Origin of the sequence: Niallia sp. M35 (genome assembly GCF_050971705.1) — a bacterium.
Taxonomy (GTDB): domain Bacteria; phylum Bacillota; class Bacilli; order Bacillales; family Cytobacillaceae; genus Niallia; species Niallia circulans_A.
In genome coordinates, this window is the sequence record NZ_JBPCEP010000007.1 from 54,333 (window position 1) to 74,368 (window position 20,036).

The 20,036-nt window shown below is 37.4% G+C and carries 14 protein-coding genes; 13 read left to right on the top strand and 1 reads right to left on the bottom strand.

What is annotated here, in order from left to right:
* Nucleotides 1-147 precede the first annotated feature (147 nt).
* Complete coding sequence (locus tag NiCM35_RS10755) at nt 148-1,263, bottom strand: glycoside hydrolase family 88/105 protein (RefSeq protein ID WP_433779459.1); 1,116 nt, start codon at nt 1,261-1,263, stop codon at nt 148-150.
* Between the two features lie 187 nt (nt 1,264-1,450).
* Between NiCM35_RS10755 and NiCM35_RS10760 the strand changes: the two genes are divergently transcribed.
* The 13 genes from NiCM35_RS10760 to NiCM35_RS10820 all read left to right on the top strand — a co-directional run bounded on the left by NiCM35_RS10760 (nt 1,451) and on the right by NiCM35_RS10820 (nt 19,271).
* A complete protein-coding gene (locus tag NiCM35_RS10760; RefSeq protein WP_328588023.1) occupies nt 1,451-2,248 on the top strand; it encodes a helix-turn-helix transcriptional regulator in 798 nt (265 codons plus the stop codon).
* A gap of 191 nt (nt 2,249-2,439) precedes the next feature.
* Nucleotides 2,440-3,111, top strand: coding sequence for a rhamnogalacturonan acetylesterase (locus NiCM35_RS10765; RefSeq protein ID WP_095333572.1), 672 nt, complete (start codon nt 2,440-2,442; stop codon nt 3,109-3,111).
* A 154-nt stretch (nt 3,112-3,265) separates the two neighbouring features.
* On the top strand, nt 3,266-5,590 hold the full coding sequence (locus tag NiCM35_RS10770; RefSeq protein ID WP_433779462.1) for a helix-turn-helix domain-containing protein: 2,325 nt from the start codon (nt 3,266-3,268) through the stop codon (nt 5,588-5,590).
* A 356-nt stretch (nt 5,591-5,946) separates the two neighbouring features.
* Nucleotides 5,947-7,458, top strand: a complete 1,512-nt coding sequence (locus NiCM35_RS10775; RefSeq protein ID WP_123258979.1) for an extracellular solute-binding protein — start codon at nt 5,947-5,949, stop codon at nt 7,456-7,458.
* A 142-nt stretch (nt 7,459-7,600) separates the two neighbouring features.
* On the top strand, nt 7,601-8,536 hold the full coding sequence (locus tag NiCM35_RS10780) for an ABC transporter permease (protein WP_095333593.1): 936 nt from the start codon (nt 7,601-7,603) through the stop codon (nt 8,534-8,536).
* A 33-nt stretch (nt 8,537-8,569) separates the two neighbouring features.
* On the top strand, nt 8,570-9,454 hold the full coding sequence (locus NiCM35_RS10785) for a carbohydrate ABC transporter permease (protein ID WP_371000469.1): 885 nt from the start codon (nt 8,570-8,572) through the stop codon (nt 9,452-9,454).
* 117 nt (nt 9,455-9,571) lie between these two features.
* Entirely contained in the window at nt 9,572-12,052 is a 2,481-nt protein-coding gene (locus NiCM35_RS10790; RefSeq protein WP_433779465.1) for a glycosylhydrolase-like jelly roll fold domain-containing protein, read from the top strand.
* 31 nt (nt 12,053-12,083) lie between these two features.
* Nucleotides 12,084-13,937, top strand: coding sequence for a rhamnogalacturonan lyase (locus NiCM35_RS10795; RefSeq protein ID WP_235850351.1), 1,854 nt, complete (start codon nt 12,084-12,086; stop codon nt 13,935-13,937).
* A gap of 116 nt (nt 13,938-14,053) precedes the next feature.
* On the top strand, nt 14,054-14,689 hold the full coding sequence (locus NiCM35_RS10800) for a YesL family protein (RefSeq protein ID WP_433779467.1): 636 nt from the start codon (nt 14,054-14,056) through the stop codon (nt 14,687-14,689).
* Nucleotides 14,690-14,848: 159 nt separating this feature from the next.
* On the top strand, nt 14,849-15,553 hold the full coding sequence (locus NiCM35_RS10805; RefSeq protein ID WP_163185284.1) for a response regulator transcription factor: 705 nt from the start codon (nt 14,849-14,851) through the stop codon (nt 15,551-15,553).
* On the top strand, nt 15,550-16,551 hold the full coding sequence (locus NiCM35_RS10810) for a sensor histidine kinase (protein ID WP_123258982.1): 1,002 nt from the start codon (nt 15,550-15,552) through the stop codon (nt 16,549-16,551). Before NiCM35_RS10805 ends, NiCM35_RS10810 begins: the two co-directional genes overlap by 4 nt.
* Before the next feature lie 82 nt (nt 16,552-16,633).
* Complete coding sequence (locus NiCM35_RS10815) at nt 16,634-17,398, top strand: ABC transporter ATP-binding protein (protein ID WP_095320993.1); 765 nt, start codon at nt 16,634-16,636, stop codon at nt 17,396-17,398.
* Nucleotides 17,373-19,271, top strand: coding sequence for an FtsX-like permease family protein (locus NiCM35_RS10820; RefSeq protein WP_095333589.1), 1,899 nt, complete (start codon nt 17,373-17,375; stop codon nt 19,269-19,271). The genes NiCM35_RS10815 and NiCM35_RS10820 overlap by 26 nt, the downstream gene beginning before the upstream one ends.
* The last annotated feature ends 765 nt before the right edge of the window (nt 19,272-20,036 follow it).

Below are 20,036 nucleotides of genomic sequence, written 5' to 3' on the forward strand. Positions count from 1 at the left end.
TACTCTATGCTTTTGCTTTTTTCATACAAAGTATCTGAAAGAAATAGGAGAGGAGATTTATCACTAAGGAGAAGGGGCAATGGAGAAGTATTGCCTTTTTACGCGAAAAAAAAATCGCCCCTTCATTTTATCTTGTCGCTTACTGACCTAAAGCTGGTTCATTTCGACACACATCAGAATAAAGGCGCCAGCGCCATGTAAATCGTTTTCGCTAGTAGGACGGGCAATATAGTGGTGGTAATCCCCAATACCTGTACCAATGCAGATATTACCAATGATTAGATTTCCATTTGTATCATATTTTAATGTATCAATCACACCTTGATAGCCTTTCTGAGCAAATGGCAAATACTTGTTTTCTAGATAGCCTAAACGGACTGCTTTAGCGATGGCATGAACAAACAAAGAGGAGCAAGAGTTTTCCAGCCAGTTGTCGGATAAATGTCCTTTATCAATTACTTGATACCATAAACCACTTTTCGAATCTTGGTATTTCGTTAAAGCAATTAACAGGTCTTGAAGCATACTTGTCAATGCCTTTTTATCTTTGTGGTCTTCAGGAAGGTAATCTAATATTTCCAAGAGAGCTACAGGAACCCAGCCAATTGCTCTGCCCCAAAATTCTGGAGCGGCTCCAGTAATGGGATCTGCCCATTCGGCAGCTTTGGTTTCATCCCAGCCATGATATAACAAGCCAGTTTCTGGATCCTTCGTATGTTTCTCCAGTAATAGTGCTTGGTGTGTGATCATGTCAGCGTATTCTGTTTCTCCGAAGGTTTTTGCAAACTGGACGGCAATAGGGCCTCCCATATACAATCCGTCCAGCCACATTTGATTTGGATAATGTTCCTTATGCCAGAAACCGCCAGAGGGATTGCACTTTAAGGTCTTTAATAAGGGAACAATATGATAAAGTGCTTTTTTGTATCGTTCATCGCCTGTTTGTTCATAAAGATTGAAAAGAAGCACACCTGGCTGCATATCATCCAGTTCATCTGTTTTTAATTTGGTGACGCTTCCATCTTCGAGAACATGGCTGTCGACCCATTTCTTAATATAAGAAAAATACTTATCTTTTTTCGTCTCTTTCCAGCATTTCTCCATCCCAGATAAAAAGACTCCTTGATGATAATGAAATCGTTCTGGCGGAAGTTGTTCAGGTTCAAATTTAGTCATTATTGTTTCGCAAGCCTTCTCCGCCCATTGAATAGGAGTTAAAGTTTCATTTGCCTTCACATAAGTACTAGATTCAGAGAATGTCATCCAGATATTCCTCCTTCTTAAATATAAGACTAGGGTAGCACAGAAATATGTACTTTTTTTGCGAAAAAGTCTAAAAACTTCTTATATCTTGCAATTTTAAGTGCGTATAATAAAGAGGGGCAATGGGGAAAGGGAGGGGAATAAACTGAGAGATATTTTATTTCATAATGCGGAGGAAACATTCATAGTGTCTCAGCGAAAAGCATTGAGCCATCATATGCCAACTAATCATTTCCATAGTACATTTGAAATCTACTATTTAATCTCTGGCAAACGGGAATTTTTTATTAAGGATCGAACCTTAGTAATTCATCAAGGAGATATTGTCATTATTTCTCCTAACATCCTCCATCGGACAACAAATACTGAAAAGCCAAAACATGAGCGATTTATAGTTAATATTCATGAAAAACATCTCGCGCAAATAAGTCCTTCTTATCTAGATATTTATCAACCATTGTTTGAGAATGATTACCTTATTATTAGTTGTCCGCTGAATGAGTTACTTACTATAGATAGTCTTACGCAAAAGGTTATTGAGGAGATTGAAGAGCAAAGACCAGGCTGTGAAATTTATGCTCAAACATTGATCCTGCAGATGCTCATTATTTGCTGCCGGCATATTAAGCAACACAACATGCAGCCAATAGAATCGCCGAGCCTGATGCACGAAAGAATCTCGGAGGTTGTACGCTATCTCAACAGCCATTATATGAACAAGCTGTCGCTCCAATCAGTGGCAGAGAAATTCTATATTAGTCCATACTACTTAAGTCGTTTTTTTAAAGAGGCAACTGGGTTTACCTTTGTAGAGTACTTGAACAGTGTGCGGATTAAAGAGGCAAAGAAGCTATTGGAGAATTCCTCTATGAAAGTAAATTTGATTTCCAAGAAAGTTGGCTTTGGAAGTGTTACCCATTTTGGCAGAGTATTTAAGGAAGTGACCGGATATGTTCCATTACACTATAGAAAAATGAAGAGATAGGAAAGGCGATGATTGAATTGTCAGAAAGAATATTTACAAGACTGGAGTATTCTGCTAAACTAAACGAGAATTGTTAACGTTAACATTTTGATGATGATTTGTATATAAAGAATAAGACTATCTGTACTTTTGGAAGAAAATGAAAGCGTAAACATTACTTATCCATACCAACGAAGGATGGGAGACTTTTTATGAGGGCAAAACAGATTAGAATTTTTCTTGCGTCAGATTCAACTGTTCAGAAATATGAGGAGGAGAAATATCAAGGCGGCTGGGGAGAGTTCCTGCAAGATTATTTCACAAAGGATGTGCAAATAATGAATCATGCAATCGGAGGAAGAAGCTCGAAAACCTTTGTCGAGGAAGGCAGATTAAAAAGAATAACAGAGGAAATGGGTGCAGATGACTATTTATTGATCCAGATGGGTCATAATGATTCTACCAAAAGCAGGCCAGAGCGCTATACAAATCCTTTTACCACTTATAAGGAATATTTAAAGCTTTATATTAAAAGTGCGAGAATGTGTCAGGCTGAACCAGTATTAATAACTCCAGTTGCTCGATTACATCAGGAAAATGGGGAATTTATCAATGATTTCCCTGATTACTGCCAAGCAATGAAGGAAGTAGCTCAGGAAGAGAATGTTCCCTTACTGGATTTAATGGAAAGAAGCCTAAGCTTATTTGCAAAAATGGGCTATGCTGAAGTCGTTTCTTTTTTCATGGTATCGGTAAATAATACAGATCATACTCATTTTACAAAAAAAGGGGCGAATAGAATGGCAAAATTGGTTGCAGAGCAAATAAAAGAACAGATTTCTCGACTTTCCCCATATATATTAGTAGACACATACAAAGGATAAAATACTGCTATTCATGCTGTATTCCTATAAAACATCTATTCTAGTAAAAGAGTCGATGTTTTTGAATCCTCGCTATCGATACAACTTTTTAGAAAATATGTAAAACAATAGAACTGAAATCCATGGTGATACGCAATATATTGGGGTGGTCTTAATGGAATGGAATAGTTTCTTGAAACGTTTTCGCTGGAATGGAAACTTCCATCGAAATAGTTTTATTCTGATTTTGCTTATTACGAGTATTCCAGGTTTGATAACTGGTATCTTCATCTACTGGTTTGCCGTAGGCAAAGTAGAAGATGAGATTATGTTATCAAACGCTAATCAAATTGTTCAAAGAGCAAATAATATGAATGAACAATTTCGATACATAGAGGAATATGCAACCCATTGGGCATTTGAGCCGCGCTTTGGTGATTCCTTAAAAGATATCGACTTTGTAAAACAATTTACAGAGACTAATGATATAACTAAAACCTTATTATTATTGCAGGGGAGTCATAATTTAATTAGTAATGCAGTGCTTTATTTAGATTTTGATAAACCAATATTATTTGAGCCCTCCTACAATCCCTTGGATGAAAAAAAGAGTGATTTTTATCGTGGCTTACAATCTAAAGAAGCGGGGCTTCATTGGATAGAGTACGATGATAATAAAAATGACGATAATAAAAATTTAGCTTTTGTTAGTGAACTTCCCATCACTAGTAAGCAGCCGTTCGGATCCATTATTGTGACTATCGATCAGATGAAACTGCTTGAATTATTAAGGACACTGACTCCATATGATAATGGAGCAACGTTTCTATTAAATGAAGATAATAAAGTTATGCTTTCTTCCAATAGTACGAATCAGTCTAATTTTATTGATGCCCTAAGAAAAGAATTAGAGAAGCATAAGGAGAGGAATGGTTCTTTTCCATTTGAATACAACAAGATTATGTATTCTGTTTCTTTTGGTGATTTTGCACGTATGAATACAAATTGGAAGTATGTTTCTGCAGCACCAATGTCCTCTATAACAGCACCAATCGTTTTTATTTCAAGAATAATCCTAATTATAAGTGGTTCGGCCCTTATTCTCGCATTTATATTGTCCTGGTTTACTTCCATTAGAATTTATTCTCCTATTAGAAAACTTTTACAAAATTTAGCTGGTGACGAAACAAAGACTTTGAAACAATACGGCAAAGATGAATTCTCTATTATCGAGCATCGTTGGAAGGAGATGTCTCATAAAAGTAATCTAATGCAAGATACACTTTTGAAACAATTAATAGAGCTGAAGAATAGTTTTATATATAAATTAATACAAGGATACTCCTTCCATTATCATGAGGAAGACTTACGCCGAAAAATGGAGACATATGGCTGGGATTTGCAAGAGCAGTCTTTTATTGCTCTTGATCTTCAATTAACAGGAATGGCCGATTTAAAAGAAAGCTTTTCAGATAAAGATGAAGAGTTAATTACCTTTATGACGATTAATATCATGGAAGAGCTCGGGCAGGCAGCTTTTAAACAATTTAATGTCATAAAATTTTCTGATTTATCTGCAGGAATGCTCGTTATTTTCCCCAGTGATTCCTCCATCAAAAAAGAGTTATATAGCTTTGCGAAAAATGTAACGGATGCTGTTAATAAAATATTGAATTTACAAGTAACACTAACCATAAGTCATACAACAAATAGTGTGAAGGAAATTCCCTACATATTTGAAGAAGTGCGGACAGGAAAACGATTTAGAACGTTTGAAAACATTAATCAAATGATTGATTTACAGGAGCATAAAAATAGTGCTTGTGAGGCAGATTTTCACTATCCTTTTGCTACGGAAAAGGAAATACTGAAAGCTATTCGCATGGGACACAAAGAGGATATAGAAAAATTAATCAATAAATTTACGCAAGACTTAACAAAAAAAGAGATAAGCGAAATTTACATCCAACAAGCTGTTCTGCAATTATTTAGCAGTATTCAGCATGAGATATTGCATTCAGGGATTCATCCGAATGACTTGTATGAAGGGAGAAATATGTTCCGGGAGCTCTCACAAATGCGGGATCTTATCCGCATTAATACTTGGTTAATAAAGGATGCTATCACCCCATATATAGAGAGATTAGAAGGCAGAAAGAACTTAGAACTTAAAAGAATAGTCGAACAAGTAGTGAGCAAATTGGAAGAAAACTATATGAATGATATTTCTTTAGAAAGCTGCTCTGACGAAGTAGGAACAAATCCATATTCTCTTAGTAAAGCATTTAAGCAAATTGTTGGGATTAATTTTATTGATTACCTCACTCAATTACGAATGGAAAAGGCGAAAGAGCTGCTTATCCATTCTGATATGAAAATAAATGACATCGCTGAAAATGTAGGGTACAGGCATAGTTATTTTAATCGTATCTTTAAAAAACAAATGGGGGTGCCACCTAGCCAATTTCGCAAACGGAATCAAGAATCTGCTTCTCTATAAGGGAATGAAGAGTTGAAAAAAAGCAAAAAAGGCTAGTTTGCCAGAGCTGAACCTATTCAAGTTTATGGTTCAGCTCTATTTTATTGATTTTAACGGTGCAAAGAATGATATACGATAATACTTTTTTGTAATGAGTTTAAAAGGAGAATGGCAAGGAAGTGTTAAACGAGCAAAAAAGTGACTATAGGGAACTAAAACATTGATTTAACAAGTTTTTTTACAGACAAAAAATGATAATTGTTAGAAAAATGAAAGCGGTTTATTTTTAAAATATAGCCCAACGCAATGATTGGAAAGTTCCTAGAAGTTGAGGCAATGCTAGGTAGAAACTAATTTAATTATCGGGGGGATCCTAAATGAAAAAAAGTAAGAGTATTGGTAAAAAAGTAGCAATACCTGTATTATCAGCTATTATGCTTTCTTCCCTAGTAGCATGCAGCAATTCGGAAGAGTCATCTGCCAAAAGTAATGGGAAATCAACTATTACTATTATGACAACTGCTTATACAACTACACCTCCATCAGATGACAGTCCGGCCCTAAAGGCGCTGGAAAAGTATACGGAAATGGATATTAATGCAGAATTCGTACCTAATTCCGTTTATACAGATAAGTTAAATGTCACCTTAGCTTCAGGTAAACTGCCTATGATCATAATGATTCCAGGTAAAATTCCAAGCTTTGTAAGCGCTGTGCGAAATGATGCCTTTTGGGATCTTACCCCATATTTAAAGGAATACCCAAATTTGAGTCAAGCAAATGAAATTACCTTACAGAATAGCGCTATTGATGGGAAAATATATGGGATTTATCGATCAAGACCTTTAGGAAGAAATGGAGTCTTTTTCCGCAAAGATTGGTTGGATAATTTAGGATTAAGTGAACCGAAAACAATTGATGATTTATATAACGTCTTAAAGGCGTTCACAACAGATGATCCAGATGGGAACGGAAAAGATGATACTTACGGTATGACGATTTCGAAATGGTTTGGACCGTTTGATATTATGCAAACATGGTTTGGCGTACCAAATAAATGGAGTATCGAAGAGGATGGTACACTGCAGCCAGACTTCATGTCACCGGAATATATGGATGCCTTGAAATTCTTTAAACAATTGTATGACGAAGGATTAATTAATGAGGATTTTGCAGTAATGGATACAGCAAAGTGGAATGAACCGTTTCAAAATGGAAAGTCAGGAGTTCAGATAAGTACATTGGATGATGCCCATCGCAATCAAGAAGCAATGGAAAAGATCGATCCAAAGTTCAAAGATGTAGTAGATGTTATAGGTGCTGTTTCCGGACCAAAAGGACTGTTTAATCTTCCTACTTCAGGATATAACGGAATACTAGCCATTCCTAAATCCAGTGTAAAAACAGAGGAGGAGCTTAAAAAGATATTATCTTTCTTAGACAAAGTAAATAACGAACCAGCGCAAACAATAGCTTATGCTGGAGTTGAGGGGCGTCATTATGAAATAAAGGATGGGGAGTTTATTCCTCTTGTAACAGCTCAAGATCCGGAATCTACTGAATATACCGATCTTAACCAGTTTATCCCAGGTATTCCTGGTGAAAACTTCAAGCATCCAGAATTTACAGCGCTTCGATTAAAAGAAAACGAACTAATGAAAAAGAATGAAGAGATTGTTGTTGCCAATCCTGCCGAATCCTTACTATCAACAGTGTATGCACAAAAAGGGCAGCAGTTAGACAACATTATCAATGACGCTCGAATTAAATACATTGTCGGCCAAATTGATGATAAAGGCATTGAAGATGCGATTAAATTATGGCGCAGCTCCGGCGGAGACGACTATATTGAAGAAATAAATAAATTATATAAAGAAAGCCAGAAGTAACCAGCAAGTTAAGAGACTGGCAGTATATTAAACTGCCAGTCTCTCTTAAAGACAGTGAAATTAAAGAAGGGAAGGAGAGGAAATTATAATGGCAAAAGCCAGTACGCAAGTGACAGAACCAGAAACAGACATCGCCCACTCCATGATAGGAACTACTGTGCAGCAAAAGCCCAATCTTTCTAAGTTCCAACGTATTTTGAGAGATAAATGGCTTTATATTCTATTACTGCCAGGTTTGGCGTATTTCATTGTATTTAAGTATCTTCCCATGTGGGGAATTGTCATAGCCTTTCAAGATTATTCCCCTTTTACAGGCATATTAGGAAGCAAATGGGTAGGGTTTGATAATTTTATCGATTTCTTCAAAAATCCAGATTTTTTTCGATTATTAAATAATACAGCTATTTTTGCAGTGCTAAATTTGGTGTTTTTCTTTCCAGCCCCTATTATATTGGCACTTCTTTTAAATGAGCTGCGGGTTAATTCATACAAAAGAGTGGTTCAAACATTTATTTATGTGCCGCATTTTATGTCGTGGGTAATCATTGCCAGTATTACGTATATCTTTTTTACAACAAGCGGTGGTGTGGTGAATGATATTGTTTCTCAAATTTACGGTAAAAACATTGATTTTCTCTCTTCTCCAGATTGGTTTCGCCCATTAATTATGATGCAAATTATTTGGAAGGAAACGGGCTGGGGAACGGTAATCTTTTTGGCAGCACTAACAGCAGTTGATAAAGAGCAGTACGAAGCAGCGATTGTCGATGGTGCAGGAAGATTACGGCGTTTATGGCATATTACTTTACCTGCAATAAGAAGTACGATAATTGTTATGCTTATCCTCCAGCTTGGCCGTTTTCTTGACACAGGCTTTCAACAAATCTATTTAATGTCCAATTCATTAAACCGCGGCGTGGCGGATGTATTTGATACGTATGTATATTTTGTTGGTATTACCCAAGGAGCATACAGCTATAGTACAGCAGTTGGTCTCTTTAAGTCTGTCATTGGCATTATCCTCGTTTTGGGGTCCAATAAATTAGCGAAGAAAATGGGAGAGGAAGGAATCTTTTAATGTTGAAAATTCAAGGAGGTGTGAAAAATGGCGATGCCCAAAATGCATAATACACGGGGAGGGCGTATATTTGATGGCTTTAACGTAATCCTTTTAGGCATTATCGGAATCACGATGATTCTGCCGTTTTTATACATTATTGCAGGATCGTTTGCTACAGAGGCAGAGTTAACCACAAGGAGCTTTTTTATCTGGCCAGAAACCTTTACCCTTGATGCATATAAATATATTTTTTCGACAGGAACTTTTACACGGAGTATTCTCGTATCGGTTGGGATTACATTAGTTGGGACTTTGATTTGTCTATTCTTTACCTTTACAATGGCTTATCCATTATCACGGAAAAATTTAATTGGACGAAGCCTGTTGATGAATATGATTGTCTTTTCCATGTTATTCAGTGGAGGGATGATTCCTACTTATATTGTTGTTAAATCATTGGGATTATTAGATTCCTACTGGTCATTAATTTTGCCAGCTGCGATTAACCCATTCAATTTAATTATTGTCAAAACCTTCTTTCAAGGGATACCAGTGGAATTAGAGGAAGCGGCGAAGATGGATGGATGTTCCGAAATGGGAATTTTTTTAAGGATCATTTTACCTTTATCCAAGCCGGTCCTTGCCACTTTTGCCTTATTTTATGCGGTTACCATCTGGAACGATTACTTTCATGCACTATTGTATATTAGCGACAGCGCAAAATGGCCTGTACAGGTCCTGCTTCAACAAATTATTATTTTATCTCAAGGGAACTTGGCTGATACCGCTTCACAAGGAGTAGAATATGTAGCCCCGCCAGCACAATCATTAAAATTGGCTGTTGTCGTAGTAGCTACCTTGCCGATATTAATTGTTTATCCATTCCTGCAAAAGCATTTTGCTAAAGGAATGTTATTAGGATCTGTAAAGGGATAAGTTTTAACTTTAATACCGATGGCTGATGACCGAAGAGACGGTGGAATATAAGGAACGCACAGCCGTCTTTTTAATGCTATCTATTTTGAACATAATTAAACAATTGAAGGTGAGCAAATGACTAATTTCCTACAGCTAAAACATGAATTTAATGATCCTTCTGCAGAATATTCGATTTTTCCATTTTGGTTTTTAAATGGTGATCTTCATAAAGAAGAACTAGCTAGACAATTGCGAGATTTTAAGGATAAAGGCGTGCATGGGATAGTAGCACATCCCCGAATTGGCATACCTGAGGACATCGATTATTTAGGAACAAAATTTATCGAACGACTGCGCTTTATTATGGAAGAAGCTGCAGAACTAGGGATGAAAGTGATTATCTATGATGAAGGCATGTATCCATCCGGATCTGCCCATGGGAAGGTGGTTGAGAACAATCCTGAATATGCAGCCCGTGGATTGCGCATGACAATGCATCCTATAAAAGGTCCTGCCAAAATAAAGGAACAACTAGAAGAATACGAGGAAATTGTTTTTGCTGCTGCTTTAAAGATGACTGGTGATAGGAAAATCGATCCTCACTCCGTTGTTTCCTTGGAAGTGGAACAAGACAGCATCGTTTTTGATCCGAAAGAATCAGGAGGTTGGTCGATTGTTTTCCTTATTGCTACTTTTTCAAAAGGGACGATTCGCGGGCTTCACTTTGGAGAAGATGATGGCGAACCAAATGCTCCACTAGCAGGCGATTTATTAAATCCAGATGCTATGAAAAAATTTATCCGTGTGACTCATGATGTATATTATGAACAATTTAGTGAGTATTTTGGCAATACCATAACAGCACTATTTACAGATGAACCGAGTGTTTTAGGTCGCTGTGTCGATCCAGAAAAAATTAAGCCTTGGACAGAGGGCTTCTTGGATTATTATAGGCAGCATGGCAATGAGCCGAAGGATTTGTTAGCGTTATGGTTTGATGTCGGGACTGACACTGCTATTAAGAGAAGAAACTTTAAAAAAACGGTTAATAAACGCCTTCAGGAAACGTATTACCTTCCGATATCGGAGTGGTGTGAGAAGCATGGGATTCAATTAACTGGGCATCCGGAGGCGAGTGACGATATTGGCTTTTTGCAATATTTTCAGCTGCCTGGACAGGATTTAGTATGGAGATGGGTTGGACCAGAAGACAATAAAGGAATTCAAGGACATGATAGTACTTTAGGAAAATGTTCCTCCGATGCGGCTAGGCACCGTGGGTTGCCTCGTAATGCCAATGAATGTTTTGGCTGTTGTGGGCCAAATGGACATCAATGGCAATTAACAGCAGCGGATATGAAATGGTTTGTAGATTGGCTTTTTGTAAGAGGAGTAAATATGCTTTATCCCCATGCCTTTTATTACTCGATCGAAGGTGAACGTTTAAATGAGCGCGCACCAGATAACGGCCCCCATAATGCATGGTGGAATTATTATAGATTGTTTGCTGATTATGAAAGACGGATGTCTTGGCTTTTAAGTGATTGTACCAATATTACAGAAATTGCGATTTTGTGTGAGGAAGACCATCTTCCTTGGAAAATAGCAGAACCTCTCTATACCAATCAAATAGAATTTAACTACTTAGAAGAAGACTTATTTCTCCACAACTGTCTCATCGAAGAAGGCCAAGTGAAAATCCAAAAACAAATTTATAGAGTAATCGTAATAGAAAATCTGGAACAGCTTGTTTCTAACGAAATGGTGCAGAAGCTTAATCTTTTTCTGAAGAATGGGGGCACTGTTATTATTTATAATCCCGAAAAGAAGGAACTTCCTTTACGTGGGAATGTAGTACAACTTTCTAACTACAATAGCGTAATCGGCTCCCTTGATCGGTTGCAATCCAGGGATGTTTATTTGATACCACATAATCCTGGATTGCGTGTTACCCATATTGTCAAGGAAGGTATAGATTTTTATGTGTTGGTAAATGAAGATGATTCATCCGTAGAAGGAGAACTGGCTGTTAAATGCAGGGGTGCTTTAGAAAAATGGGATGCTTGGTCCTCCAACATAGAAACAATCGAAATAAATGAAGTAGATGGGGAGTATACAAAGTACAACTTTTCTTTGCAGCATAGGGAGTCTATCATTCTCTGTGTTAATCATCAGGAAACACCAACTTTTGCAGCCAAAAGCCAAAAGGAAGAACACAGTTTGGATATCAACGTAGATCATTGGACAATGACTAATCCATTCCGTCAAAAGGAAGTGATCAAAAAACTAGTTTCCTTAACGGAATATGAAGATTTAAAATATTTTTCCGGCAAAACTATCTATCAGTCAAAAGTGACCTTAGATGCATCGAAAAGAAAATATAAAAAAGCTCAATTAGATTTAGGAGAAGTTTGTGAGCTTGCTGAATTGCGTATTAACGGAGAAACGGTCGGAGTTAAAATGTGGAGTCCCTATCATTTTGATATAACACCATACATAAACACAGACACCTTGGATATAGAAGTAATTGTTACCAACAGCAAGGCAAACGAATATGCAAAAGAATTGGTGAAGTCCGGATTAATTGGACCGGTAAGATTAAAGTTTTATCTATAAATTATTCCTTGGTACGGAGGGGGAATCGGAAATGGCAGAAAAAAAGAAGCAAGAAAAACGATTACGACAGATGGAAAGTTTAAATCGTGGTTTGATTGCTGTAAAGGTAAAGAACGGTGTCTATATTGGCTGGCGCTTGTTTGGGACAGATCCAGAGGAAATATCATTCAATCTTTATCGTGATGGAATTAAAGTGAATCCTGTCCCGATTACTAGCAGTACCAATTATTTAGATGAAAGTGGAGTAGAAGCTTCTATTTATCAAGTATGTTCTATTGTAGATGGCAAGGAACAGCCATGTTCAGAAAAGGCTGAAGTATGGGAGACGAGCTTTTTGACTATTCCCCTGAATAAACCTGAAGGAGGAATAACACCAGATGGAGTAGCTTATTCCTATAGTGCTAATGATGCAAGTGTTGGAGATGTAGATGGGGATGGAGAATATGAAATTATCCTCAAATGGGATCCATCTAATTCGCATGATAATGCCCATAAAGGCTATACCGGGAATGTATATTTAGATGCCTACAAGTTAAATAGCACGCACTTATGGCGGATTGATTTAGGAAGAAATATCCGTGCCGGAGCTCATTACACGCAGTTTATGGTCTATGATCTAGATGGGGATGGAAAGGCGGAGGTTGCCTGTAAAACGGCAGATGGAACTAGAGATGGAGAAGGGAAAGTAATTGGAGATATAGGTGCGGATTATCGAAATAAAGATGGTTTTATTCTGCAAGGGCCTGAATATTTAACGATATTTGATGGAATGACTGGGAGAGAGTTAGTGACAACCGACTATGATCCCCCTCGAGGAAAAGGCGAGGACTGGGGGGATGATGAAGGAAATCGCGTCGATCGTTTTCTAGCATGTATAGCCTATCTTGATGGGGAAAGACCTAGCTTAGTAATGTGTCGTGGCTACTACACGAGAGCAGTGCTAGCTGCTTATAATTGGCGAGATGGCGAACTGTCAAAAGTATGGATGTTTGATAGCCTAGCACCTGGTAATGAAGGTTATTCTGGGCAAGGTAATCATAGTGTAAGCGTTGCAGATGTAGACGATGACGGGAAGGATGAAATTATCTATGGTTCTTGTGTAATTGACCATGATGGTACAGGGCTTTATAAAACTGGTTTAGGACATGGGGACGCCATTCATGTTGGAAATTTTAACCCAGCGAGACCAGGCTTGGAAATATTTCAAGTACATGAAACGCCTCAAGCAATGGGGACGGAAATCCATGATGCCAAAACAGGCGAAATCTTATGGGGGATTCCTTCTACTGAAGATGTAGGAAGGGGGATGGCAGCAGATATTGACCCGCGCTATGAGGGAGCAGAGGTCTGGTCATCGACACACTGGAAAACGGGAGGAGCAGGGCTTTATAGTAGTTCAGGAGAAAAAATCTCTGATTTGAATCCCCAGTCCTTTAATTTTGCTATCTGGTGGGATGGAGATTTATTAAGAGAACTTCTTGACCATGACTATTGCGAGGAAACTGGCATCGGAGTCGGGAAAATCGACAAATGGGATTATGAGAACGGAAGGCTCGTTAATATTTTGACTGCAGATGGTACGAGATCGAATAACGGGACAAAAGGGAATCCTTGTTTGCAAGCCGATATCTTTGGAGATTGGAGAGAGGAAGTCATTTGGCGGACTGATGACAGCACCGCACTTAGGATTTATACAACGACGGATCTAACGGATCACCGCATTTATACCTTAATGCATGACCCTAATTATCGGTTAGCAATCGCTTGGCAGAATGTTGCCTATAACCAGCCGCCACATCCTGGTTTCTTCCTTGGACACAATATGGAAAAACCGCCAGTTCCCCGAATTTACGAAGTGAAAAATCAGAGAGACTTGGAGGTATAAGAAGTTTGCTGGTGATAACTTAGAAGCCAATCTGAGGAACGTCTTTGGTGCCTGCTTCCTTGTTTAACTTTTTATTCAGCTGACAAAATGTCCGAGATTATTTAGGAGGAGTATATATGCAGATGAATGGTGCGATAGGAGGATTTTATAAACTTTGTGATTGGATTATGCAGCTAGCATTTGTGAATCTTTTATGGATTGCCTTCTCCCTTTTAGGGCTGTTAATCTTTGGTTTTTTCCCCGCTACCGTTGCTATGTTTGTGATTGTAAGAAAGTTATTGATGGGAAACATGGATATTCCCGTTTTTAAAACGTTTTGGGAATCCTATAAGACCGAATTTATTAAGAGTAATTTATTAGGATTTATTGTTTCTATCCTTGGCTATTTCTTATATATTGATATAAATTTATTGAAACATACAAGTGGAATAATGAACGTATTCTATTATCCAGCCTTATTAATTTGTTTAGGCTTTCTATTAACGATTTGTTATGTATTTCCTACTTTTGTACATTTTGATCTCAAAATCTACCAAGTGATAAAAAACGCATTTATCATTATGTTAATGAATCCAATCGCTACGATAATAATGGTGATCGGGATAACAGCAATTTATCTACTAATGACTACGGTTCCGGGAATGATTCCGCTGTTTTGCGGAAGTGCATTAGCATTTATTATGATGTGGTCTTCCTTTTTCGCCTTTACAAAGATACAAAGAATGGAAGAAGCAGCATCAAAAACTGAATAACTGCAAGACTTAATCTTAATAGTAAAAGGAGGCAGAAGTCACTTTTGCTTCTTTTTTTGTGAAGGGAGAATTTTTCCCTTCTACCAAACCTAATCTTGAACAGAATCTCCTCTTAAATTAAACTTAAACTAAATCATCAAGACCTAGGAGAAACTAACGATGCAAAAAATCATGATTATCGAAGACGATGTAAAAATCGCAGAACATCTCAGCGCCTACATAAAGAAATATCAATATGAAGTAATTACAGCCATCGATTTTGAAACCATAATGGCGACATTTAGAAGGGAGAAACCAGATCTTATACTATTAGACATTAACCTTCCAAGCTTCGATGGTTACTATTGGTGCCGACAAATTCGCAAAGAATCCCTTTGCCCGGTCATTTTTATTTCAGCAAGAACGGGCGAAATGGATCAAGTAATGGCAATTGAAAATGGTGGGGATGATTTTATTACAAAGCCATTTCATCCTGATATTGTGATGGCGAAAATTAGAAGCCAGCTCCGCCGTGCATATGGGGAATATGCCTTAAAACAGGAGGAAAGGGTTCTTCGTGAAGGGGATTTGAGCTTATATCCAGAACGGTTTGAATTACGATTTAAAGACAAAGTAACGCAATTAACGAAAAAGGAAACAGACATTATCGAAAGCTTACTTGATCGCTACCCTCGTGTTGCTGGCCGGCAAGATTTATTGGCAAAGCTTTGGGATGATGAAGCATATGTCGACGAGAATACATTGAATGTGAATATTACGCGTGTGCGGAAAAAATTTCAAGAGCTAGGGATTGAGGAGGCAGTGGAAACAGTTAGAGGAGCAGGATACCGTTTGCGGCCGACATGGAAAGAGGGACAAGCATGAAGCTATTTATTCGCGAGCATGTTTTATTTATTATCATACAACTCATCCAATGTCTGTTGATTCCGTTTATATTTTGGCTGGATGGTTACCGAGGAAAAGGAGTATGTCTATATGCTATTTTCTTATCAGTCGTATTTTTAACAGTATTTTTACTATATCAATATGTGAGTAGAAGAAAATTTTATCAAAGGCTTGAACATTCAATCGGAACATTAGATGGTTCTTTGGAGACGACGGAAGCAAAACCAATTTCGGAAGCTCTCGATCAGTTGCTAATGGTACAGTATCGTTTATACCAAGAAGAAATTCAAAAAGCAGAGGACAGGCAAGATGAGCATCTTCTATTTATGGATCGCTGGGTCCATCAAATGAAGACACCTCTCTCGATTATTGAGCTGACAGCCCAAACGCTTGACGAGCCAGAATCATCGAGTATCCGGGAAGAGACAGACCGAATGCGAAACGGGCTGAATACGGTTCTTTATATGGCGAGACTTCGCACCATTGCAGAAGATTTTCAGATTAAGCCTGTTGCTCTTTCTAAGTTAATCCATGAGGTGAATCAAGAAAATAAGCGTTTTTATATTCGCAATGAAGTGTATCCGCAATTTAAAGAAGAAAAGCAAGGCATTACAGTAGAAACAGATGAAAAGTGGCTATTCTTTCTCCTGACACAGCTTGTTCATAATGCTGTGAAATATTCGGCAGGAAAAGCAAATCATCTCATTATTTCTTTGTATGAACAATCAGGAGAAGCCGTTCTGGAGGTGCAGGATTTTGGTGTTGGTATACCGATTGTAGATCAGAAGCGTATTTTTAATAAATTCTATACAGGAGAAAATGGCCGCAAATATCGAGAATCTACCGGTATGGGGCTTTATTTAGTAAAAGAAGTGGCAGAGAGATTAGAGCATCGTCTGGAATTGGAATCAAAGGTCGGCCTAGGTACAACGATTAGGATTATTTTTTCTGATACACAAAACCTTACATCAATGTAAGCTTGCTGAAAGCATAATCGATAGTATGCCATATCCTCTACAGGTTATACTTTTACTAGAATTGTTAGAGAGGAGAAGGATTATGCTTAAACTTACAAACGTAAGTAAGGTTTACGAAGGAAAGGTAGCTTACCGTGCCCTTACTGATATTAATTTTGAAATTGACAAAGGTGAATTTGTGGTGATTATGGGGCCATCTGGAAGTGGAAAAACAACGCTGCTTAATATTATTTCTACGAATGATGGTCCAACTACAGGTGCTGTGGAAATAGAGGGGAAAATGCCTCATAAGCTAAAGAAAAACGCTCTAGCTAAGTTTCGCAGAAATGAATTAGGCTTTATCTTTCAGGACTTTAATTTATTGCATACTTTAACAGTGGAAGAAAATATCGTTTTACCATTAACATTGGATGGCTCTCCTGTTAAGGAAATGAAGAGGAAAGCAGAAGAAATTGCTAAGGAATTGGGGATTACAGCGATTCTGAATAAACGTACTTATGAAATCTCAGGTGGGCAGGCGCAGCGGGTCGCGATTGCCAGGGCAATGATTCATGAACCAAAGCTATTATTGGCAGATGAACCCACAGGAAATCTAGATTCAAAAGCAGCAAAAGATGTGATGAATATGCTTGTCTCGATTAATGAAAGGAAACAGACAAGTTTATTAATGGTAACACATGATCCCCAAGCGGCTAGTTATTCTGATAGAGTAGTCTTTATTCGTGATGGAAAGCTACATTCTGAAATACATCGAGGAGATAGTAGACAAGCATTCTTCCAAAAAATAATCGATATGCTTTCGTTGATGGGAGGCGACGGCAATGACTTTTCGTCAGTTCGCGTTTAATAACGTACTCCGCAATAAACGGCTGTATATTGCTTATTTTCTCAGCAGCATGTTTACAGTGATGGTGTTTTTTACCTTTGCTATCTTTGCATTTCATCCAGCCTTTTCTGGTCCCGACGTGAATAGTCATGCACTATTTGGAATGGGTGTTGCTGGCGGAATTATTTATATCTTTTCTTTCTTTTTTGTTTTATATTCTATGAGCTCGTTCTTACAATCAAGAAAGAAGGAATTTGGCTTATTAATGATGCTTGGAGCATCTAACCGGCAGATTCGCCTTCTAGTATTTTTAGAAAATATTCTGATCGGCTTTTTTGCCACAGTGAGTGGGATTCTAGCAGGATTAGTATTTGCGAAGGTAATTCTTTTGATTGCCGAGAATGTATTAATTATCACAGAGTCACTTAATTTTTATTTCCCTACATTGGCAATTGTGGTGACGTTTATTAGTTTTCTGATTCTCTTTTTCTTTATTTCTATCTTTGTTTCCTTTATTCTTCGTACCAATAAGTTGATTGACTTAATCAAAGGGGATAAAAAGTCAAAAGGAGAACCGAAAGCTTCGTTATTTCTATCAATTTTAGCAGGGCTGCTTTTACTTGGAGGATATGTTACTGCAATATCTGTAGAGGGAATATTGGTTGCTTACGCGCTGGTTCCAGTTGTTCTCTTAGTAACACTCGGAACCTATCTCTTATTTACTCAACTGAGTGTGTATTTTATCCGCAAGATAAAAGGGAATAAGTCCATTTTTTGGAAAAAAACAAATATGCTCTTGTTTTCCGATTTGTCTTTTCGCATGAAAGATAATGCAAGAACCTTTTTCTTAGTGGCGATTATATCAACAGTGGCTTTTAGCGCCATTGGAACACTATATGGGTTCCAATCCTATATAACAAAAGGGGTAAAAGAAATAAATCGCTATACTTTTACTTATTCTCCGTTGGACAAGGACAGTGAAGAAGTAATTGCCAAAGATAAGAGTAAAATGAATACGTTAATAGAAAATGAAAAGCTTGATGTGAGTAGTGAAGAGACTCAATTGAATTATTACAAACTAGCTGGGGAAAAGAAGAACGTTTTAATTGCGCGAGCATCTGATTACAATCGTTTTGCCGAGCTAATTGGTGAGAAGAAAATTCATCCAAAGGAAGACGAAGCCATTGTTGTAGAACAGAGTGATGCTGTCTTAAAGGAAGGCGGACAGAAACCTAGCAAAAAGCTATTGGAAACGGCCATTCCTTTAAAAAGTGGTCGAGAAGTAACACCTTCTCGAGTAATAGATGCGGCTGTTTTAACAGAAATATCGGCTTATTATGTAGTAAATGATAAGATTTATGAACAGCTGGATGAACCAATAAAAAGCAAACCAAGTATTGTATGGCAAGCAAAAGAAGGACAAGAAGATAAAGTCCTTGCAGTTGGGGAACAGTTAGATGAAGAATTATCTTACAAAGCTTTTTCTGTTGACTATGCTATATATCAAATCAATAAAGCGTTTGGCCCTGTTCTGTTCATTGGCTTATTTATTGGAATTGTATTCTTCGTTTCGGCAGGAAGCTTCCTTTACTTCCGATTATTTACTGATTTAGAGGAAGAAAAGCGCAAATTCCAATCGATTGCTAAAATTGGATTAATGGAGACGGAGTTGAAAAGAGTCGTCAACAGACAAATAGCTCTTTTATTTTTCTCACCAATTATAGTCGCTTTAATCCATGGTTCTGTCGCACTTATTGCCCTATCCAATATGTTTGATTTTAATATTACAAGAGAGGCAGCATTGGTATTAGGAAGCTTTGCTTTCATACAGATTCTTTATTTCTTAATCGTTCGCTACTTTTATGTAAAACAAGTGAAGAGAATTATTCTTTAATGGATATATTAGTCGGGGCTGAGACAAAACTAAAAAGGATATGCTTAAAGCTGAATAATCATTTGTTGAATTAGACGAATGATAAATAAAATCTATTTTTGTTTCTCGCCCCATTTTATAAGGTTAGTGAAATGGAGTGGAAGACACTCGACTCCTGCGGGAAATAGAGGAAAGGCTGAGACCCCGCAGCGCAGTGAGGAGGCTCAGCTTCCTCCCCGCGGAAAGCGAGTGACTGGAGCGCAATGGAACGAACTTGTTTTTTAGCTATAAAAAAGATAAATCAGCGAAAAGAAAAAACCGAACTATTACGATGTTTATTGTATTATAGTTTGGCTTTTTCTTTATGTAAAATTCTTTTGTCCCACCCTCGTTTTATATAAGGAAAAGGACTGCAGGTTTTCGAAAATTCATCTAATTATTATCCTTTATGATGTGGTAGTATATTCCATATAGGGATAATAAGAAGTTGTTTATCTTTGATCTAACTAGCTGAAAAGAGAGGATGGTGGTTGGCTTCAGGCCTTAGGAGTGACTATAATCGAAATTTATTTCCTTGTTGGTAGCTTTTTCTGTTTTTATTACAGGCTTAAGTGGAAGGATCGCTCGGAATGGAAATTTAACTTCCCCATCACAATTGGGATTCTTCTCTTCTTATTCGCAGCTTTTAGTTATTTTGATTTTATGCTGGGCAGAATAATAGTAGGTATACCTGGTATTATTTTAATAGCGGGTAATAAGTATTTTGCGTAACTTTATAATTTTTCA

Excerpts from the sequence above, each read along its gene's own strand:
- NiCM35_RS10780 (WP_095333593.1), top strand. The coding sequence starts at position 7,601 with ATGATAGGAACTACTGTGCAGCAAAAGCCCAATCTTTCTAAGTTCCAA.
- NiCM35_RS10815 (WP_095320993.1), top strand. The coding sequence starts at position 16,634 with ATGCTTAAACTTACAAACGTAAGTAAGGTTTACGAAGGAAAGGTAGCT.
- NiCM35_RS10810 (WP_123258982.1), top strand. The coding sequence starts at position 15,550 with ATGAAGCTATTTATTCGCGAGCATGTTTTATTTATTATCATACAACTC.
- NiCM35_RS10770 (WP_433779462.1), top strand. The coding sequence starts at position 3,266 with ATGGAATGGAATAGTTTCTTGAAACGTTTTCGCTGGAATGGAAACTTC.
- NiCM35_RS10795 (WP_235850351.1), top strand. The coding sequence starts at position 12,084 with ATGGCAGAAAAAAAGAAGCAAGAAAAACGATTACGACAGATGGAAAGT.
- NiCM35_RS10800 (WP_433779467.1), top strand. The coding sequence starts at position 14,054 with ATGCAGATGAATGGTGCGATAGGAGGATTTTATAAACTTTGTGATTGG.
- NiCM35_RS10775 (WP_123258979.1), top strand. The coding sequence starts at position 5,947 with ATGAAAAAAAGTAAGAGTATTGGTAAAAAAGTAGCAATACCTGTATTA.
- NiCM35_RS10820 (WP_095333589.1), top strand. The coding sequence starts at position 17,373 with ATGACTTTTCGTCAGTTCGCGTTTAATAACGTACTCCGCAATAAACGG.
- NiCM35_RS10805 (WP_163185284.1), top strand. The coding sequence starts at position 14,849 with ATGCAAAAAATCATGATTATCGAAGACGATGTAAAAATCGCAGAACAT.
- NiCM35_RS10790 (WP_433779465.1), top strand. The coding sequence starts at position 9,572 with ATGACTAATTTCCTACAGCTAAAACATGAATTTAATGATCCTTCTGCA.
- NiCM35_RS10755 (WP_433779459.1), bottom strand. The coding sequence starts at position 1,263 with ATGACATTCTCTGAATCTAGTACTTATGTGAAGGCAAATGAAACTTTA.
- NiCM35_RS10765 (WP_095333572.1), top strand. The coding sequence starts at position 2,440 with ATGAGGGCAAAACAGATTAGAATTTTTCTTGCGTCAGATTCAACTGTT.
- NiCM35_RS10785 (WP_371000469.1), top strand. The coding sequence starts at position 8,570 with ATGCCCAAAATGCATAATACACGGGGAGGGCGTATATTTGATGGCTTT.